Raw genomic sequence first — 18,859 nt, 5'->3', positions numbered from 1 at the left:
ACCGGTTGTCGGGGGCGTAAGCCGGTTTGGGGGATTGCCGGCCCCGGTGACCGGCCCGGCCCTTGCCGCTCCCGCATACCAGACCAGGCGATCCCGCCCGGCCGGCTCAGGGACTCAGTGGTGGTGGCCGAAGCCGGTGTCGGCCAGCCGGCGGGAGCATTCGGGGTTGTCGGCGCAGGAGGCGCTGGTGCTGGCGGTGTCGCTGGCCGCGTCGTAGACCACGTTGCCGTCCTTGATGGTCTGCAGCACCTTGATGCTGTGCAGGTCGGCGTGGGCGATGGTGAGCGGATTGTCCGAGAGCACCACCAGGTCGGCGCGCTTGCCGGTTTCGATCGAGCCCTTGCTGTCCTGCTCGCCATACTGCTCGGCCGCCCACAGGGTGAGGGCTTTGAGCGCCTGCAGCGGGGTGACCCGCTGGTCCGGGCCGAGCACATAGCCGCTGCGGGTGGTGCGGTTGACGGTAGCGTCCAGCACCCGCATCGCGTCGGGAAACACCACCGGTGCGTCGTGGTGGGAGGTGAACTTCATGCCGGCATCCAGTACCCAGCCGGTGGGCGAGATGTTCTCGGCACGCGCCGGGCCCAGTACCGATTCGCGGTGCCAGTCGCCCCAGTAGTAGGTGTGCATCGGAAACAGCGAGGGAAAGATGCCGAGCCGGGCGATCTGCGGCACCTGGTCCCTGCGCAGGGTCTGGCCGTGGATCAGCACCGGCAGCAGTTTCCTGCCCGGGTGGGCTTTTTCGGCCGCGCTCACGGCGTGGATGAACTGGTCGATGGCGGCATCGCCGTTGGCGTGGGCCAGCACCTGCCAGCCGTGTTCCCAGGCGCGGTTGATCAGCTCGTCGGCCTGGGCGTTGGTGAAGATCGGGTAGCCGGCGTAGGTCTGCTTCTGGCCGTCGGGCACCTTGTAGTAGGGCTGGGTCAGCCAGGCGGTCTTGCCCTGCGGCGAGCCGTCCAGGGTGATCTTGACCCCGCCGATGCGGAAGTGGTCGGTGTACTGGCGGCTGTAGTAGGGCCCCTGCATCGCCGGGTTGCTCAGCGCCACCTCGATGTTGGGGTAGGCGACCACGTCGATTTTCAGCTTCCCGCTCTTGCCGGCCAGCGGCAGCATCGCCAGTGTGCCGGCATCGGTATTGCCGTCCTGGGCGGTGGTGTAGCCGTGCTTCATGTACAGCGCCTGGCCGGCCTCGAGCATCGCCATGGCCTCGTCCAGGCCGAGCGTCGGCATCAGCTTGGCCAGGGTGAGGTTGTGCGCGTTTTCCTCCATCACCCCGTTGGGCACCCGCGAGCCGGGTTCGCGGCGGATCACTCCGCCTTCCGGGTCGGGCGTGGCCGCGGTGATCCCGGCCACCTCCAGCGCCTTGCTGTTGTAGGCCCCCAGGTGGCCGGACTGGTGCATCAGGATCACCGGGATCTGCGTGGTGATGGCGTCCAGTTCCTCGCGGGTGGGGTGGCGCCGTTCGGCCAGTTGCGAATCGTCATAGCCGAAGCCGATCAGCACCTTGTAGCCGCCGGGAATGGCGGTGCCGGTCAGGAACTGGCGCATGATCCGCTGCAGGTCCGGGATCGAATTGCCCTCGCCATCGGGGGCGGGCAGCAGGTTGGCCGACAACGCCTGCAGGCCGGTGCCGGAGACATGGCTGTGGCCGTCGATGAAGCCGGGGGTGAGGGTATGGCCCTGCAGGTCGACCTGGCGTGCGGCGGGGCTGAAGTCCAGTGCCGCCCGGCGCGTGCCGACAAAGGCGATGCGCCCGTCGCGCACCACCACCGCTTCGACCTGCGGCTGGCGGTCGTTGACGGTGAGGATGGTGCCGCCCGAGTACAGCGTATCGGCGGCAAGGGCGCCGGCGGGCGTGCAGGCGGCGAGCACGGCGAGGGCCAGAGGCGATTTCATCGGGATATCCGAACCGGGGGCGAGGCAACAGCCTAGCGCAGCCCGGTGGATGCCGGTGTGTCGGCGGCGTGGTGCCCGGCCGGGGAGCTCAGCGCTGTGCCGTATCCACTTCCACCACCACCGACATGCCCGGGCGCAGGCGCGCGGCCAGCGGCTGGTCCGGGTCGATGGCGATGCGCACCGGCAGCCGCTGCACCACCTTGGTGAAGTTGCCGCTGGCGTTGTCCGGCTTGAGCACGGCGAACTCCGAGCCGGTGGCCGGGGCGATCTGTTCGACATGGCCGTGCAGGCGCTGGCCCTGGAAGGCGTCGACGCTGAAGGTGGCCGGCTGGCCGATGGCCATCTTCCAGGTCTGGCCTTCCTTGAAGTTGGCCACGACCCACAGGCTGTCCGGCACCAGGAACAGCAGCTGGGTGCCGGCGGTGACGTACTGGCCCAGCCGCACCGAGGCCTCGGACAGCTGGCCGTCGCGCGGGGCGCGGATGACGGTGTTGTCCAGGTCGATCCGCGCCAGCTCCAGCGCCGCCTGTGCACTGGCCACGCGCGCTTCCAGCGCCTGCCGCGCGACGCGGGTGGCGGTGAGGTTCTCCTCGGCGATGCGGATGGCCGCCTGCGACTGCGCCACCCCGGCGCTGGCCGCCTGCGCGCTGGCGCGCAGTTTGTCGCGGTCGCTGCTGGATACCAGCTGTTGCGCGGCCAGGGTTTCGTAGCGCTGGAGTTCGGTGCCGGTGCGCCGCCGCTCGGCCTGGCCGGCGGACAGGTTGGCCCGTGCCGCTGCGATCTGCGCGCGGTTCTGCGCCTGGCTCTGGTCGGAGTTGGCCAGTTGCGCGCGCGCCTCGGCCAGCGCCGCCTCGGCCTGGTCGACCTTCTGCCGGTAGCTGCGGTCGTCGATGCGCAGCAGCGGCTGCCCCTGCTTCACGTGGTCGAAGTCCTTCACCAGCACGTCGGTCACGTAGCCGCTGACCTGCGGTGCCAGCACCGTGACCTGGCCGCGCACGTAGGCGTCGTCGGTATGCACGTGGCTGCTGTTGAACGGCCACAGCTGCCAGGCGCGCAGGATCAGGGTCAGCCCGAGCAGGGCGATGGCGACCATCACCACCACGCTGGCGCGGCTGGGCGTGTTGTACTTGGAGACCGGTGCCGGCGCCGCCGCCACTTCGCCATCGCTGGCGTCGGTGATCTGCGCGTCGGCATCGCCGGGTGTCTGCTGTTTGTCGCTCATGTCGTTGGTTTCACTTGGAAGGCGTTGTGGCCGTGGCCGGCCGGATCGCCTTTTTCACGGTGGGGTTGCGGAACAGCACTTCCAGCAGCAGCCAGCCGAGGAAGCCGATCGCCAGCCAGCCGCTGAGCGCGAACACGTCGTTGAACGCGCGCACGTTGGCTTCGCGCCTGGCGGCCTGCGCCAGCGCCGCGGCGGCCTGGGCCTGGCGCTGTACCGGGTCGGTGACCAGGCGGGCGTAGCCCTGCTGCTGCGCGTGCAGGCGCTGGGCGACGACCGCATCGGTCGGATCCAGCTGGCTGACCAGCTGGCTGGAATACACGTGCTCGCGATGCAGCTGGTAGCTGCCCAGCAGTGCCGAGCCGGCCAGGCCGCCGAAGGTCTGGGTCAGCGACAGCACCACGATGAAGGACACGATGTGGTCCAGCCCGCGCGCCATGGCCTGGCGCATGCCCATCAGCATCAGTGGGCCCATGAACATGCCGCTGCCCACCGCCGCCAGGAACTGGCTGAGCGCGAAATCCATCGGCCGGTCCAGGCTGGTGCGGTGCTGGTCGAGGAAAGCGGCGCTGCCGAGCAGGATGATCGAGGCCAGCAACTGCGGTATCAGCGCCTTCGGGCCGAAGGTCAGCGCGCCGGCGGCGATGCCGGTGAGCACGCCGAGCAGGATCACCGCGAACAACGGCGCCATCTGCTCCGGGCCCATGCCCAGGGTGCGCATCATCGTGACCATGCCGTAGGACTGCTCGTTGGTCAGGAAGCGGATCAGGAACGCGCCAGCGATGAAGCGCAGCATCGTCGGCCCCATCAGCCAGCGGATCTGCAGCAGCGGGTTGCGCCGGTAGTGTTCGATCAGGAACGCCACCAGCACCAGTAGCGTCGCCGCGGCCAGCAGCCCGCCCAGCCACGGCGTGTCGAACCACCAGTGCAGGTAGCCCTGGTTGAGCACGATGACCAGCATCGCCAGCGCCGGGGCGAGGATGGCGAAGGTGACGAAGTCCAGCGGCTCGAACACCTTGATCTGGATGCCCGGCGGCAGCTTCAGGATCACCACCGCGGCGAACGCGCACAGCGCCAGCCCGGCCTCGAACAGGTACAGGTTGTGCCACTCGCCGTGGTCCAGCAGGCCCGGCGACAGCAGCCACGCCAGCGGCACCGCCAGCTGCGACAGGCCCACGCCGACCACCAGCAGGTTGCCCACGTACCTGCGTGGCAGCGCCTGCAGCATGTACAGCGTGCCCAGGGTGGTGCAGGCCGCGCCTGCGAACCCGCTGGCGGCGCGCACCAGGATCGTCGTCGCCAGCCCGCCCACCGCAAGGTGCAGCACCGCCAGCGCCGCGTAGACACCCAGGCCCAGTTCGGCGAACAGGCGGATGCCGTACTCCTGGCGGAACTTGAACACCAGCAGGTTGGCGGTGACGTTGACCATCACGTAGGACGCCACCAGCCAGTTGGCCTCACTGGGCTGCAGGCCCATCTGCCCCTGGATCCACGGCAGGTTGGCGCTGAGCAGCGCGTTGCCGAGGCCGCCGGTGATCGCCACCAGTACCGCCACCGCGGCGTAGGCCGCGCGGCGGTGCGGCGGATGCCAGGGCATCGACGCGGAGCCGGGCAGGGTGGGTTTTTCGTGTTCCTCCCAGTCCGGGATCGGCTTGAGCGGTTTCATTCGCCGGCGCCCCCGGTCGCGGCCAGCCCGGGGCGCAGCAACTGCAGTGCGCGGCTGGCGAGCCGCGCACGCTCGGCGCGGGTGCGTCCGCGCAGCGCGGCGCCGAGCATGCTCGATACCAGCGACAGGTCGGCCAGCGCCAGGTCCGGGCGACACAGGCCCGCCGCCCGCGCCCGCTCCAGGGCCGGCTCCATCAGCTTCAGGACCCGCTGGCGCGCGGCGCGGATCGGCGGGTCGTTCTGGTCCACGGCGCGCCAGTAATCGGCCAGCGCCGGCGAGTGCACGATGCGCCGGGCCATGCCCTCGAGCAGCGCGAACAGGGCGTCATCGCGCTCGCCCAGTTCAGCCACGTGCGCCTGGATCTTCTCCACCGTGCGCTGCAGCATCGCCTCGATCAGCGCGGCGCGGTCGGGGAAGTTGCGGTACAGCGTGGCGCGGCCGACGCCGGCGCGTTCCACCACCAGGTCCAGCGGCGCGGTGATGCCGTGTTCGCCGAACACGGCGTCGGCCGCGTCCAGCAGCTGGGCGCGACGCGCGGCGGCATCGGAACGGATCGAGGTCATGCGCACATGATCCGGACAAAAGTGTCCGCTTGCAATGAGGCGGCGTGAAACGCAGTGTCCGCCGGGGCGGGCGTTCACCTGCGCGGTGGTGGCGTTCGGGTGCCGTAAAAGCAGAAGGGGCCTTGCGGCCCCTTCCTTCATGCCGTCGTCGGCAGCGCGCCGGTCAGAACCAGGCGCGGATGCCGAAGGCGACGCCGCGGCCGGGCAGCGGTGCGTAGTCGCGCAGCAGCGAGGTGTGCGGGCGCACCTGGCGGTTGCCCAGGTTGCTGCCGTCCAGGAACAGCTCGTAGCTGTTGCTGCCGTTGCGGTCCCAGCGGTAGGCAAGGTGCGCGTCGACCAGGGTGTAGCCGGGGCTGGGTGCCTCGTTCGCGGCGACGTCGCGCTGGCTGCCGTAGCGGATCGCGCCCAGCGAAGCGCGCCAGCCGTCGCGGGCCCAGCGCAGGTCGGCGCCGACGCGTGCCGGCGCGATCCGCGGCAGATGGCCGCCGTTGGCGAGGTCCACGCTGTAAGCGTGGCTGTGGTCGCCATGCGGCACGGCGATGTCCGCACGGCGGCTGCCGCTGCCGTCCAGTTCGGCCTTGACGTAGTCGCCGAACACGCGCAGGTCCCAGTCGCCGCCGTCGCCTTCGACCAGATGGAACATGGCCTCGGCCTCGGCGCCCTTGAAGGTGGCGTCCTGCTGGGTCCAGACCCGGACCGGCAGGCCCTGCTCGACCACGCCGGTGTCGGCCAGATAGATGAAGTCCCTGAACTTCGTCTGGTAGACCGCGGCCGAGACGTCGATGCGGTCACTGTGCGCGTGCAGGCCCAGTTCCATGCGGTGGCCGCGCTCGGTGTCCAGGTTGGCGTCGCCGATCTCCAGCGAGCGGGTGGCGATGTGGGCGCCGGCGGCGTACAGCTCCTCGTTGGTCGGCGCGCGCTCGGAGCGGTCCACGCCGAAGCGCAGGTCGACATGGTCGTTGACCGTCCAGATGCCGGCCGCCGACAGGTTGGTGGCGCCGAAGTCGCGGTCGGGCGCGGTGCCCTCCGGGCTCAGCCGGACCCGGTCGTGGCGGCCGCCCAGTTCCAGCTTGAGCGGGCCGAACTGCTTTTCCTGCAGCACGAACAGGCCCAGGCTGCGGGTGGTGGTACCGGGGACAAAGGCCTCCTCGCCGTGCGCGCCGAAGTCGCTGTCGCCGAACTGCAGGCCGAACGCGCCGTTCCAGCCGGCCAGCGGGGTCTGCACCGCTTCCACGCGGCCTTCCACGCCCTTGTTGGTGAAGCGGGTGGACGGGGTGCCGGCGTCCAGTTCGGTGTGCTCGTAGTCGGTCCAGGCCGCGCGCACGGTGACGCTCTGCAGGAACGGCAGCGGATCGTAGACACCGCCCTTCACGTCGAAGCGGTTCTGCACCATGTCGATGCGCACGTCGTGCTCGCCAGCCGCCTCTTCGCCGTGGTCGTCGTGGTCGTGGTCATGGTCGTGATCGTCGCCGGCGTGGACATGGGCGCCGTTGGGGATGCCGTAGTTGCTGCGGTAGGTGCCCAGCGAGGCGCCGAGGAAGCCGGATTCGCCCAGCCAGGTGGCACCGACGCCGCCGGCGCGGGTGCGCATGGCGCTGTTCTCCAGGCGTCCGCGCGGACCAAGCTCGTCGCCGTGATCGGCGTGATCGGCGTGATCGTCATGGTCGTCGTCCAGCGCCGCAGGGTCGATCGCACGGCCGGGAATGCGGTAGTCGTCGCCGTTGCGCACCAGGCCATCGACGTGCAGCACCAGGTTGCCGCCGCTGACGCCATCGAGCCGGAACATGCCGCTGCGCTCGTCATTGACGCTGTTGCCGCGCAGCTCGGCGCGGCCGCTCAGGGGGCGGTCGGGCAGGTCGCGGGCGATGCGCCCGTCGACCACGTTGACCGCGCCGCCGATGGCGCCGCTGCCGAACAGCAGGGTCGCCGGGCCCTTCAGCACCTCGATCTGGTCGGCCAGGAACGGCTCGATGCTGGTGGCGTGGTCGGCGCTGACGGTGGACGCGTCCATGTTGCCGACGCCGTTGGCGACCACCGCCACGCGCGGGCCTTCCTGCCCACGGATGATCGGCCGGCCCACGCCGGGGCCGAAATTGCTGGTCTGCACCCCGGGCATGCGCGCGATGGTGTCGCCCAGGGTGGCGCCCTTGCGTGCATCCAGCTCCTCGCCGGCCAGCACCGCGACCGGCCGGGCGAGCGATTCGGCATCGCTCTGCAGCGGCGAGGCGGTGACCTTGACCGTGGACAGTTCAGTCAGGTGATGGCTCTGCCCATCGGTTTCGTCGGCGGCCTGGGCGGCGGCCGGAAGGGCGGCGACAAGCGCCACGGACAGGGCGTGGCGGGCGAGACGCGGAAAGCGGTGGGAGTGGGCGGGTCGGGTCATGGTGTTGTTACTTTGTATCAATTGAGGGGCGAGGGACGGCCGGGACGGGAAACGAGAAGCAGGGAGCTCAAGCGGGCCGATGGATAATGTTATATTATTCCATAACGCGCCACCGCCCCTGCTGGAAGTCATGCCGCTGAAATCGTCCCGCCAGTTCCTCGACCGCTTCGGTGCCGCCGGGTCGCTGCTGTGCGCGGTGCACTGTGCGGCACTGCCGGCGCTGCTGGCATTGGCGCCGTCGCTGGGCCTGTCGTTCTGGTTGAGCGACGGGGTCGAACAGGCGGTGGTGGTGTTCGTGACCTTCCTTGGCCTGTTTAGCCTGCTCTGGGGCTACCGCCGCCACCGCGCGCTGCGTGCGCTGGCGCTGCTGGTGCCGGGCCTGGCGCTGCTGTGGGCCGGGTTGCTGCATGCCGGGCTGCATCATTCGCAGCTGCCGCACGCGGTGGTGATGACGCTCGGCGGCGTGCTGGTGGGGCTGGCGCACCTGATGAACCTGCGGCTCAACCACCTGCACGTGCACGACGCCAGCTGCGCGCATTGAGGGGCGCATGGTAGGCTTTCACTTCACGCGCGGGGGCGCTGCTACAGCGGCCTCGCCGAACCCGTGTCAGTACGGGGCAATCTGATTTCACACTAAGGAGTTGACGACATGGGTAAGGGTGACCGTAAGACCGCCAAGGGCAAGCGCTACAACGCCAGCTATGGCAATGCGCGCTCGCATTCGGTGAGCAAGGTGGCCGTGGGCGCAGCTGCGCCGGTCGCCAAGAAGACTGTCGCCAAGGCACCGGCCAAGAAGGCCGTGGCCAAGAAGACGGTGGCCAAGGCCGGTTGATCCCGGCTGGCATCAGCGAAAAAGCGGCGCTTGCGCCGCTTTTTTTTTGCTTGCCTCGCGCCCTGCCTGCCGGCGCCGGTCATGGCGTGTGCTGCGCCGCGATCGAGCGGCGGCCGCCATTCAATCCTGTCCGCGCAACGCCGGCAGCAACGCCTGTGGATCGCCGTCGTTCGGCGCCGGGGTGATGCCGGTCAACCGCGCCAGCAGCGGGTAGACGTCAACGTTGTCGAAGCGGGGCAGTAGTACGCCCTGGCGGAACGCGGGGCCGCGGGCGACGAAGACCGCCTGCATCGAGGGCAGCGCCGGGTCGTATCCGTGCGAGCCGCGGTTGCCGGGCGGGCGCCGGGCGATGCTCTTGCGGGTCAGCGCATCCCAGCCTTCGTGCATCTGGCAGACGATCGGCGGAATACGCGGGTGGGTGCCGTAGTGCCAGCGTGCCGGCAGCTGTTCCTTCTTCCAGCAGTCGTAGTGCGGGTGCGCGCCGAGCAGGGCCTTTTCCGCCTCGCGTTCGCGCCCCGGCTGCGGCGCGAAGCCGATCGACTGGCCGACCGATACCTCGCGCGCGATCTCCGGGGCGACCATGTCCTCGGTGGCGATCACCTGTCCGTCCGCGACATTGGCCATGCCATGGTCGGACACGACGATCACGTTGGTCTGGTCGAGCAGGCCGTCGCGGCGCATGCCGTCCAGCAGCTCGCCGATGGCGGCGTCCACCTGCTGCAGCGCGGCGGCGTACTCGGGCGAGTCCGGACCGTAGGTGTGCCCGGCCTTGTCGACCTGCTCCATGTAGGCCGCGACCAGGCGCGGCTTGTGGCCGTCGGGCGCGCCCTGCAGCCATGACAGCACCAACTGCATGCGTTCGGGCAGCGGCACGCTTTCGTCGTAGGCGTGCCATTGGCTGGCGTGCACGCCCTGGATGGCGGCCTCGCTGCCGGGCCATGACCAGGTCGCGCTTTTGTAGCCAGCCTTCTCGACGCCGACCCAGATCGGCTCGCCACCCCACCAGGCCGGGTTGGTCACCGCCTCGCGGTTGTCCAGGCGGAAATCGCCCAGGTCCTCGGCGCGCATGCTGTTGTGGATGATGCCGTGGTGGTCCGGACGCAGCCCCGTGACCAGGGTGTAGTGGTTGGGGAAGGTCAGCGACGGGTAGGACGGGGACATGCCGACCGCACGCACGCCTTCGCGCGCCAGGCGGGCCAGGTTGGGGCTGTGGCCGCGCTCGACCATGTCCGCGCGCAGGCCGTCGATGGATAGCAGCAGGACGGTGGGCGGCGCCGTGGCGGCAGCGGGAGTAGCGGGGGTGGGGCCGGTCGAGGCGCAGGCGGCGAGCAGGCAGGCGCCGAGCAGCGCGAGGGAAGTGCGGAGTTGGATCATGCGCCAATGATAGTCCCGCCATGATGACAGCAGGCAGACGCCGGGTGCTTCGTCGTCGCGGTCTAGTCGAACAGGGCGGGCGCGGCGACCGTGTCGGGCAGCGCGCCTTCAAGCCGCAGCAGCGCGGCCTTGGTCGGCAGGCCGCCGCCGAAGCCGGTCAGCGAACCGTCGTTGCCGATCACCCGGTGGCAGGGCAGCACGATCGGCAGTGGGTTGCGGCCATTGGCCGCGCCCACCGCGCGGGTCGCACTGGGGCGGCCGATGCGCTGTGCCAGCTGGCGATAGCTCCAGGTGCCGCCGAACGGGATGTCGGCCAGCGCGTGCCAGACCTGCAGCTGGAACTCGGTGCCGACCGGGGCCAGCACCAGGTCGAAGGTGCGGCGGCGGCCATGCAGGTAGTCCAGCAATTGCCGGCGGGGTTCGGCGACGGCGTCCGGCGCGTGCTGCCACTGGTCGCGGCCCTTGGCATCGTGGCGGTTGTGCGCGAACAGGATGTGGCGCAGGCCGGCCGCGTCGGCGGCGACGGTCAGGGGGCCGATGGGGGTGTTGAAGCGATCATAGAAGAGGGTCATTGCGTCGGTTCCTTGTCGGGTTCGGCGGCCAGGTGCCACAGATGGAGGACCGCATAGGCGCGCCAGGGGCGCCAGGCCTGCGAACGGGCCTCGGTGGCGCGCTCGCTCAGGCGCTGGCCTTCGCCGAGCACCTGCTGCAGCACCAGGTCGCCGGCGGGGAAGGCGTCGGGCATGCCCAGTGCGCGCAGCGCCATGTAGTGGGCCGTCCACGGGCCGATGCCGGGCAGCGCGGTGGCCTGCTGGACGAACTGTTCCAGGGTCTGGGCGCGGCTGAACTGCAGCCGGCCTTCGCTGCAGGCCCGCGCCACCGCCCGCAGCGTGGCCGCACGGGTGCGCGGCAGGCCGATGCTTTCCAGCGGCGCCTCGGCCAATACTTCCGGGGTGGGGAATTGACGGTCCAGGCCGTCGGGCAGGTCCGCCAGCGCCTGTCCGAAGCGTTCGACCAGCCGCCGCGCCAAGGTGGTGGCCGCGGCGACGCTGACCTGCTGCCCCAGCACGGCGCGCGCGGCCACTTCGAAGCCGTCCCAGCCGCCGGGGATGCGCAGGCCGGGGCGCCGCGCGATGCCCCGCGCCAGCAGCGGCTCGCGCGCCAGGCAGGCATGCACGGTGGCCAGGTCGGCATCCAGGTCGAACACCCGCCGCACCCTGGCCACGATCGCCGGGATCGCGCGCGCGTCGGTGGTGCCGAGCTGCAGGCGCAGCTCCGGCCGCTTCGGGTCGGCACTGACCCGGATCAGGCTGGCGCGGCCATTGGCGACGATCACCCGCCGGTAGCTGTCGGCGTCGATGCGTTCGATGCCGGGGATCGCGCGCCTGCGCAGGAACTCGAGCATGGCGGGGAAATCCAGCGGCGGACGGTACGCCAGCCGCAGCACCGGCTCGCCGCCGGCCACCGCGCCATGGCGCCTGCGCAGGGCGCTGGGCGGCATGCCGCAGCCGGCGAGGAAGGCGTCGTTGAAGCGGCGCAGGCTGTTGAAGCCGGCGGCCAGCGCCACCTCGGTCACCGGCAGGTGGGTTTCGGTGAGCAGCTGCTTGGCCAGCAGCAGGCGCCGGGTCGCGTGCAACTGCGCGGGGGTGGCGCCGAGCCGGGCGACGAACAGCCGCTGCAGCTGGCGCGTGCTCAGCTCCATGGCCTGCGCCAGCGCGGCGACCGGCTGGTCCTGCAGGATGCCTTCGTCCAGCAGCGCCAACGCCCGGTGCAGGGTATGGTCCTGCATGAAACTGGCGTCGTCCGGCGACAGTTCCGGGCGGCAGCGCAGGCAGGGGCGATAGCCGGCCGCCGCGGCCGCCGCGGCGGTGGGGTAATAGCTGACGTTGTCGCGGCGCGGCGGCGGTGCCGGGCACACTGGCCGGCAGTAGATGCCGGTACTGCGCACGGCGGTGAAGAACAGCCCGTCGAAGCGCGCGTCGCGGGCCAGGCGGGCCTGTTCGCATTGGTCGTGGCTGGGCAGCGCGTGAGTGCTCATGGGGCCAGTCTAGGCCCGAAGGCGGGTCCGGACTGGCCATTTCCGGACATCAATGCGCGGCCGGGCCGCGCGGTTCAGGGCGCATTGCGGTGCCGCAGCCGATGCGGACTAGACTGTAGCCCCTGGCGCGCGGCGCCTTGCTCCGGATCCGATCGTTGTCCATGTTGCGCAGATTCTGGTGGTTGCCGTTGCTGGGTGCCGGGTTGCTCGCCTGCACCGGGGGCGACAAGGACAGGCCGGTGGCGGCCGCCGATCCGGCCGCGGCGCTGGCCGCCGATGGCGACCACATGGTGTCGATCAACGCGGCCGACGCACCGCCGCCGCCGCCGCCGGTGAAGCCGGCGCGGGACAAGGCCTGGCCGGAGGTGGTGCTGGAGAACGGCAAGGCCTGGGTCAGCTGCGATACCGACTACACCGGCGAAGCCGGCGATGGCGCCGCGCTGGAGGCGCTGGACCGCAAGACCCTGGATGCGGCGCTGGAGCCGTGCCGCGAACGCGGGCTGCTGCGGGTGCGCTATGCCGGCAAGATCAACCCGTCGTTCGCCGCGATGGTGTCGCGGCTGGCGGTGGTGGCCGACGCCAAGAAGATCGGCAAGCGGGTGCTCGACCTGGACTCCAGCGGCGGCCAGGTGGAAGCGGCGATCGTAGCCGGCGACAGCATCGGCGAATCCGGCTGGACCATCTGGGTGCGCGAGGGCTCCATCTGCCACAGCGCCTGCGTGTTCGTGCTCGCCGCCGGCGACAACCGCCTGATCTCCGGCAAGGTCGGCATCCACCGGATGATGCGCATCAGTTCCACCGCCACCTCGCGCGCCGAACTCAACAAGGAACTGCACGAGGTCTACGACAACGTGAAGGACTACCTGCAGCGCAACGGCGTGGCGGTGGGCGTGGCCGACCTGATGATGACCGTGCCCAACCGCAGCCTGCGCCTGCTCACCAGCGAAGAACTCAAGCAGTACGGCCTGGATGGCACCAACGCGGTGCAGGACGACCTGGAGCGGATCAAGCAGATGCGCAAGTGCGGCGACGACTTCGTGCGCCGCAAGGATGCGTTCCTGATCGCCTTCGACCGCCAGTGCAAGCTCGAGGGCGCCGAGCTGGACGCGGTGACCAGCTGCGGGCAGGCGCTGAAGGAGCATTTCGGCTTCCCCGACGAGGCCTGCCCGGACGAGAGCCCGTTGTCGGAAATCGACACCGCGCTGCTGGAGATGCCGGCCGACGCCGCGCCGCGGCCGCCGCTGACGCCGGCCACGGCAGGCGTGGAGCCGCGCCGCGGCGACCTGTGAACACCCGCGCCGGGGCGACCCGGGCCTGACATGATCCGGATCAAGGCCGCCGCCGGTCGCCGGCCCTAGGCTGTGCCGGACACGGAATGCGGAGGCGGAAGATGCGGGCTGTCGATGTACTGGTGGTGGGCGCGGGCCCGGCAGGGCTGTGTCTGGCACGCGGGCTGGCCGATACCGGACTGGCGGTGACCCTGGTGGAACTGCAGCCGGCCGCGGCGCTGGCCGAGCCGGCCTTCGATGGCCGCGAGATCGCGCTGACCCATGCCTCGCGGCAGATCATGCGCACCCTGGGGCTGTGGGAGCGGATCGATCCGGCGCAGGTCTCGCCGCTGCGCAGCGCCAGGGTCATGAACGGCGCATCGCCATTCGCGCTCGGCTTCGCCGCCGGCAACGAGGACGCCGATCCGCTGGGCTGGCTGGTTCCCAACCACCTGATCCGCCGCGCCGCCTGGGAGGCGGTGCAGGGCCAGGCCGGGCTGGAACTGGTGGACGGCGCCAGGGTGACCGCGATCGAGACCGGCGAGGCCACCAACACGGTGGTGCTGGACGATGGCCGCCGCCTGTCGGCGCGGCTGGTGGTCGCCGCCGACAGCCGCTTCTCGGCGACCCGGCGGATGATGGGCATCGGCGCGCAGATGCGCGATTTCGGCAAGTCGATGCTGGTATGCCGGCTTGCCCACGAGCTGCCGCACCAGCACACCGCGTGGGAATGGTTCGGCTACGGCCGCACCCTGGCCATGCTGCCGCTGCCCGGCGACCAGTGCTCGGCGGTGATCACCCTGCCGCCGCAGGGCATCCAGGAACTGATGGCGATGGACGAGGCCGCCTTCGGCGAGGCCGTCACCGGCTTCTTCGAGCAGCGCCTGGGACGGATGCGCCCGGTCGGCACGCGCCATGCCTATCCGCTGGTGGGCGTGTACGCGCACCGCTTCGCTGGGCACCGCTATGCGCTGGCCGGCGATGCCGCGGTGGGCATGCACCCGGTGACCGCGCACGGGTTCAATTTCGGGCTGCAGAGTCAGCAGCGGCTGGTCAGGGAAGTCGCGGCCGCGGCCGCGCGCGGCGCCGACATCGGCGCGGCGGCGGTGCTGGCGCGCTACGAGCGGGGGCACCGGTTGGCGACGCGGCCACTGTACGAGGCGACCAATGCCATTGCCGCGCTGTACAACGACAGCCGCCTGCCGGCACGGCTGCTGCGCGGCGCCGCGCTGCGGGCAGCGCACGGGGTGGCGCCCTTCAGGAAGATGATCGCCGCGCACCTGACCCAGCGCGCCACGGGCTGAGCGCCCGCAGCCGGCGTCAGCGCACCCGGATCCGCACGTCGCCCAGCTCCACCTGCTGGCCCGCGCGGATCTTGCAGGCCTTGCGCAGTTCGACCGCGCCGTCGACCCGGACCTGGCCCTCGCCGATGATCATCTTGGCTTCGCCGCCGCTGGCCACCAGGTCGGTCAGCTTGAGCAACTGCTTGAGTTCCACGTACTCGCGGTCCAGTTCGAAATCGATGGTCTGCATGGGGAGGCCGGCGGGGAAAGGGGGCGATTATCGCCTGCCGCGGCCGTGAACCGCTGTAACCGCGGTGGCCACCCGGCGGGCCAGCGTCCGGCGGCGGGCGCCGGCGTCACGGTGCCGCCGGTGGCCGCCTCACCCGCGCGGCGCGCCGGGGCCGGGATTCGCCCGTGCCTGGCGGGAACCGGCCGCGACAGGCACCTGCCGGTGGCTGCTGGGGAGGACAGCTGAACGGATGCCATCGGCAGCTTTCGACAGGGGGCCGCGCAAGGCGCACAATACGCCCCATTTTCCTGCCCGCTGCGTTCGCCGCGGTGCCCCCGGAGTCCCCATGTCCCAAGAATCCCCCGCGCCGCTGCTGTTCGCAGACCTCGGCCTGTCCGACGCTGTGATGAAGGCGGTGGCCGCCGTCGGCTACGAAACCCCGTCGCCGATCCAGGCCGCCACCATTCCGGCGATGCTGCAAGGCCGCGACGTGCTCGGCCAGGCGCAGACCGGTACCGGCAAGACCGGTGCCTTCGCGCTGCCGGTGCTGTCCAACATCGATCTTTCCGCCACCAAGCCGCAGGTACTGGTGCTGGCCCCGACCCGCGAGCTGGCCATCCAGGTCGCCGAGGCGTTCCAGACCTATTCGGCGTCGATGCCCGGCTTCCGGGTGCTGCCGGTGTACGGCGGCCAGCCCTATGGCCAGCAGCTCTCGGCGCTGCGCCGCGGCGTGCACGTCGTGGTCGGCACCCCCGGTCGCGTCATCGACCACCTGGACCGCGGCACCCTGGACCTGTCCGAGCTGAAGACCCTGGTGCTGGACGAAGCCGACGAAATGCTGCGCATGGGCTTCATCGACGACGTCGAGGCGGTGCTCAAGAAGCTGCCGGAGAGCCGCCAGGTCGCGCTGTTCTCGGCGACCATGCCGTCGCAGATCCGGCGCATCGCGCAGACCTACCTGCGCGAGCCGGTGGAGGTGACCATCGCCTCCAAGACCACCACCTCGGCCAACATCCGCCAGCGCTACTGGTGGGTGAGCGGCATGCACAAGCTCGATGCGCTGACCCGCATCCTGGAAGTGGAGCCGTTCGACGCGATGATCATCTTCGCGCGCACCAAGGCCGGCACCGAGGAGCTTGCCGAGAAGCTGCAGGCGCGCGGCCTGGCCGCCGCCGCCATCAACGGCGACATGCAGCAGGCCCAGCGCGAGCGCACCATCGGCCAGCTGAAGGAAGGCAAGCTCGACGTCCTGGTCGCCACCGACGTGGCCGCGCGCGGCCTGGACGTGGAGCGCATCAGCCACGTGCTGAACTACGACATCCCGTACGACACCGAGAGCTACGTGCACCGCATCGGCCGTACCGGCCGCGCCGGACGCAGCGGCGAGGCGATCCTGTTCGTCACCCCGCGCGAGAAGGGCATGCTGCGCCAGATCGAGCGCGCCACCCGGCAGCCGATCGAGGAAATGCAGCTGCCAAGCGTGGACGCGGTCAACGACCACCGCGTGGCCAAGTTCATGGAGCGCATCAGCCAGACCCTGGCCGACGGCGACACCGATTTCTACCGCGACCTGGTGCAGCGTTACGAGAACGAGCACAACGTGCCGGCGGTGGAGATCGCCGCGGCGCTGGCGCGCCTGCTGCAGGGCGACGCCCCGTTCCTGCTGGCGCCGCCGGTGCGCGAGCGCCGCGAGCCGCCGGCCGGCCGCGGCGAGCGCCCGGCGCGCGATGGCGGTTTCCCGCGCCAGCGCGAGGACCGCGGCGAACGTCCGGCGCGGTTCGAACCGCGCTTCGAGCGTGCCCCGCAGGCCGATGACGGCGAGCGCGCGGCACGTGCCGAAGGCGCCTTCGAGCCGCGCCAGCGGCGCGAAATGCCGCCGCGCGGCGCGCCGGAATTCGGCATGGAGACGTACCGCATCGAGGTCGGCCACATGCACGGCGTGAAGCCGGCCAACATCGTCGGCGCCATCGCCAACGAGGCCGGGCTGGAGAGCCGCTACATCGGCCGCATCGATATCCACGACGACCACTCGGTACTCGACCTGCCGGCGGAAATGCCCGCGGACACCCTGCAGCACCTGCAGAAGGTGTGGGTGTCCGGCCAGCAGCTGCGCATGCGCAGGGTGGAGCCGGGCGAGGCGCAGGGCGCCGCGCCGGGGTTCAAGCCGCGCTTCGGCAAGGGCCCCCGGCCTGCCGGGCGTCCCGGTGGCCCGCGCGCCCCGGGCGGTCGCCCGGGCGGCTTCAAACCGCGCGGTCCGCGCGGTGCCTGAGCCACGGCGCACGCGGCCGGCCGCCATGGCGGCGGCTGCGTGCGCGCCACTGCCGGCGGCGATTCCGGCAGCAGGAGCGGCGTGACGGCGGCGCAATGGCCGCATGCGATAATCGCCGACGCATGGGGTGTGCGCAGGGGAAGGGATGGTGATCGCGGGGTGTGGGGCGAGGGCGCGGGTGATGGCGGGACAGAGGCTGCTGTCGCTGCTGCTGTTGCTGCTGCCGCTGGCCAGCTTCGCGCAGCGCCCGCAACTCGACCATGATTACCTGCTGATCGGCGAACCGACCGCCGAACAAACACCGATCCGCGCCTGCCCGCCGGGCGTGCTGGAGCGGCTGGGCGACGGCATCCTGATTCCCGCGCCGGCCGGCGGCTGGTCCGGCGCGCCGCAGGCCGTGGACGTGTTCAACGTATTCGCCGGCGAGGTGATGATCTCCCACGGCGACCGGCAGATATGCGGCAACATGCAGGACGCGCGCACCCGCGACTCGCGTTTCCGCGCCGGCATCGGCATGGTCATGGTGCCCAAGCCCGGCGACATGGAGCCGATCCGGGTGGCCTGGGAAAAGCCGCTCAAGGCGCGCTTCATTCCCACGCTGCAGCTCGGCGCGCCCAGCCCGGTGCAGCAGATCGACACCATGCGCCTGCTGGTGCGCACCGCCTGCATCGCCATCGCCATTGCCCTGGCGCTGTCGGCGCTGATGGGTTTCTTCACCACCCGCGACCGCGATTTCCTGGTGTACACGCTGGCCACCGTCCTGCTGGTGGTGTGGCAGTCGGTGCTCAGCGGGTTGAGTGGCTACCCCGAACCCTGGCTGCCGGTGGGCAGCCTGGCCTCGTGGTGGATGGTGTCGGCTTCGGCGTTGAGCATCGGGGTGATGGGCTGGGTGCTGTGGCGGCTGTGCGGCGGACTGCAGACCTGGCCGCGCTCGCGCCCGTGGGTGCGGCGCCTGGCGCTGTTGCTGATGCTGCTGGCCCTGGTCACGCCGCTGTTGCCGTGGGCGGGGCTGGCATGGGTGGCCGCCACCCTGGACCACGCTTTCACCCTGGTCTGCGTGCTGGCGCTGGTGGCCGGTATCGCGTCGCTGCGCCGCGGCGACTACCAGGCGGTGGACGGCATCGCCGCGGTGGCGCCGTTGCTGCTGATGGCCCTGGCCGACATGGCCGGCAGCCGCGAACTGGTGCGGTTCCGGGTCGAGGCGGTGCAGTTGTCGGTGACCTGGTTCCTGATGATGTATGCCTACGGTCTCAACCGCCGGCTCGGCAACCTGCGCCAGCAGCGCGACGAGATGCGCCAGCTGGCCGACACCGATGCGCTGACCGGGCTGCCCAACCGCCGCGCCGGCCTGCGCCAGCTCGAGTGCCACATGCTGCGCGCGCGCAAGGACGACCTGCCGCTGTCGATCGGTTTTCTCGACATCGACCTGTTCAAGCAGATCAACGACCGCTTCGGCCACGAGGTCGGCGATGCGGTGCTGGTGTCGGTGGCCAACGCGCTGCTCGCCGCGGTGCGTGACCGCGACGACGTCATCCGCATGGGCGGCGAGGAGTTCCTGGTGCTGTTGCCGGGTACCCGCGCCGAGGTGGCGCTGCCGCGGCTGGAGCAGTTGCGCGAGAAGATCGCGCGGCAGGCGGCCGACCTGCGCCACGACGGCCTCGTGGTCACGGTCAGCATCGGCCTGGCGGAAATGCTCGCGCAGGGCGACGACCTGACCGCGCTGCTGCGGCGCGCCGACAATGCCATGTACCAGGCCAAGCGCGGCGGCCGCGACCGCGTGGTCGCCGCCGGCGACGATGCCGCCGCGCTGTCCGCCGCCCCGGGCGATGGCGGATAATGGGT

General features: G+C 70.9%; 15 protein-coding genes. 6 read left to right on the top strand and 9 right to left on the bottom strand.

The genetic code is table 11. The features are described 5' to 3' along the window. Positions 1-114: 114 nt before the first annotated feature. From ACJ7VY_RS11375 to ACJ7VY_RS11355, 5 genes are all read right to left on the bottom strand, one after another. A complete protein-coding gene (locus ACJ7VY_RS11375; protein WP_409475636.1) occupies positions 115-1,893 on the bottom strand; it encodes an amidohydrolase in 1,779 nt (592 codons plus the stop codon). 88 nt (positions 1,894-1,981) lie between these two features. Next, positions 1,982-3,115, bottom strand: a complete 1,134-nt coding sequence (locus ACJ7VY_RS11370; protein WP_104939248.1) for an HlyD family secretion protein — start codon at positions 3,113-3,115, stop codon at positions 1,982-1,984. A 10-nt stretch (positions 3,116-3,125) separates the two neighbouring features. Further along, positions 3,126-4,778: an MFS transporter gene (locus ACJ7VY_RS11365; protein ID WP_313253599.1), complete on the bottom strand. Its 1,653-nt coding sequence runs from the start codon at positions 4,776-4,778 to the stop codon at positions 3,126-3,128. Continuing rightward, a complete protein-coding gene (locus ACJ7VY_RS11360) occupies positions 4,775-5,341 on the bottom strand; it encodes a TetR/AcrR family transcriptional regulator (RefSeq protein ID WP_104940230.1) in 567 nt (188 codons plus the stop codon). Before ACJ7VY_RS11360 ends, ACJ7VY_RS11365 begins: the two co-directional genes overlap by 4 nt. Before the next feature lie 163 nt (positions 5,342-5,504). Next, positions 5,505-7,724: a TonB-dependent receptor gene (locus tag ACJ7VY_RS11355; protein ID WP_409475635.1), complete on the bottom strand. Its 2,220-nt coding sequence runs from the start codon at positions 7,722-7,724 to the stop codon at positions 5,505-5,507. A 130-nt stretch (positions 7,725-7,854) separates the two neighbouring features. On the opposite strand from ACJ7VY_RS11355, the gene ACJ7VY_RS11350 reads away from it, so the two are divergent. Both ACJ7VY_RS11350 and ACJ7VY_RS11345 read left to right on the top strand, forming a co-directional pair. Beyond that, positions 7,855-8,265, top strand: a complete 411-nt coding sequence (locus ACJ7VY_RS11350; protein ID WP_104939245.1) for a MerC domain-containing protein — start codon at positions 7,855-7,857, stop codon at positions 8,263-8,265. Positions 8,266-8,373: 108 nt separating this feature from the next. After that, the gene (locus tag ACJ7VY_RS11345) at positions 8,374-8,556 is read left to right on the top strand and encodes a 30S ribosomal protein THX (RefSeq protein ID WP_054666917.1); all 183 of its coding nucleotides are present in this window, start codon (positions 8,374-8,376) and stop codon (positions 8,554-8,556) included. Positions 8,557-8,676: 120 nt separating this feature from the next. On the opposite strand, the gene ACJ7VY_RS11340 is transcribed toward ACJ7VY_RS11345, so the two are convergent. The 3 genes from ACJ7VY_RS11340 to ACJ7VY_RS11330 all read right to left on the bottom strand — a co-directional run bounded on the left by ACJ7VY_RS11340 (position 8,677) and on the right by ACJ7VY_RS11330 (position 11,968). Continuing rightward, entirely contained in the window at positions 8,677-9,930 is a 1,254-nt protein-coding gene (locus tag ACJ7VY_RS11340) for an ectonucleotide pyrophosphatase/phosphodiesterase (RefSeq protein ID WP_313247839.1), read from the bottom strand. 62 nt (positions 9,931-9,992) lie between these two features. Beyond that, positions 9,993-10,502: a methylated-DNA--[protein]-cysteine S-methyltransferase gene (locus ACJ7VY_RS11335; RefSeq protein ID WP_313247841.1), complete on the bottom strand. Its 510-nt coding sequence runs from the start codon at positions 10,500-10,502 to the stop codon at positions 9,993-9,995. Further along, positions 10,499-11,968, bottom strand: a complete 1,470-nt coding sequence (locus ACJ7VY_RS11330; protein ID WP_313247843.1) for an AlkA N-terminal domain-containing protein — start codon at positions 11,966-11,968, stop codon at positions 10,499-10,501. The genes ACJ7VY_RS11335 and ACJ7VY_RS11330 overlap by 4 nt, the downstream gene beginning before the upstream one ends. Positions 11,969-12,129: 161 nt before the next feature. On the opposite strand from ACJ7VY_RS11330, the gene ACJ7VY_RS11325 reads away from it, so the two are divergent. Continuing rightward, positions 12,130-13,257 (top strand): hypothetical protein, encoded by a 1,128-nt coding sequence (locus ACJ7VY_RS11325; protein ID WP_104939240.1) that lies wholly within the window; start codon positions 12,130-12,132, stop codon positions 13,255-13,257. Between the two features lie 101 nt (positions 13,258-13,358). Beyond that, complete coding sequence (ubiM, locus tag ACJ7VY_RS11320; protein ID WP_409475634.1) at positions 13,359-14,540, top strand: 5-demethoxyubiquinol-8 5-hydroxylase UbiM; 1,182 nt, start codon at positions 13,359-13,361, stop codon at positions 14,538-14,540. A 16-nt stretch (positions 14,541-14,556) separates the two neighbouring features. Here the strand turns inward: ubiM and ACJ7VY_RS11315 are convergent, their stop codons facing one another. Next, positions 14,557-14,769 (bottom strand): RNA-binding S4 domain-containing protein, encoded by a 213-nt coding sequence (locus ACJ7VY_RS11315; protein ID WP_104939238.1) that lies wholly within the window; start codon positions 14,767-14,769, stop codon positions 14,557-14,559. A gap of 325 nt (positions 14,770-15,094) precedes the next feature. On the opposite strand from ACJ7VY_RS11315, the gene ACJ7VY_RS11310 reads away from it, so the two are divergent. Both ACJ7VY_RS11310 and ACJ7VY_RS11305 read left to right on the top strand, forming a co-directional pair. Beyond that, entirely contained in the window at positions 15,095-17,017 is a 1,923-nt protein-coding gene (locus tag ACJ7VY_RS11310; RefSeq protein WP_240212095.1) for a DEAD/DEAH box helicase, read from the top strand. Positions 17,018-17,198: 181 nt separating this feature from the next. Next, positions 17,199-18,854 (top strand): diguanylate cyclase, encoded by a 1,656-nt coding sequence (locus tag ACJ7VY_RS11305; RefSeq protein ID WP_409475633.1) that lies wholly within the window; start codon positions 17,199-17,201, stop codon positions 18,852-18,854. Positions 18,855-18,859 lie beyond the last annotated feature (5 nt).

Source organism: Stenotrophomonas sp. Y-13 (genome assembly GCF_046267925.1).
Classification (GTDB): domain Bacteria; phylum Pseudomonadota; class Gammaproteobacteria; order Xanthomonadales; family Xanthomonadaceae; genus Stenotrophomonas; species Stenotrophomonas acidaminiphila_A.
The sequence above is the reverse complement of the archived record's forward strand: the minus strand, read 5'-3'. Positions and strand labels throughout refer to the sequence as shown.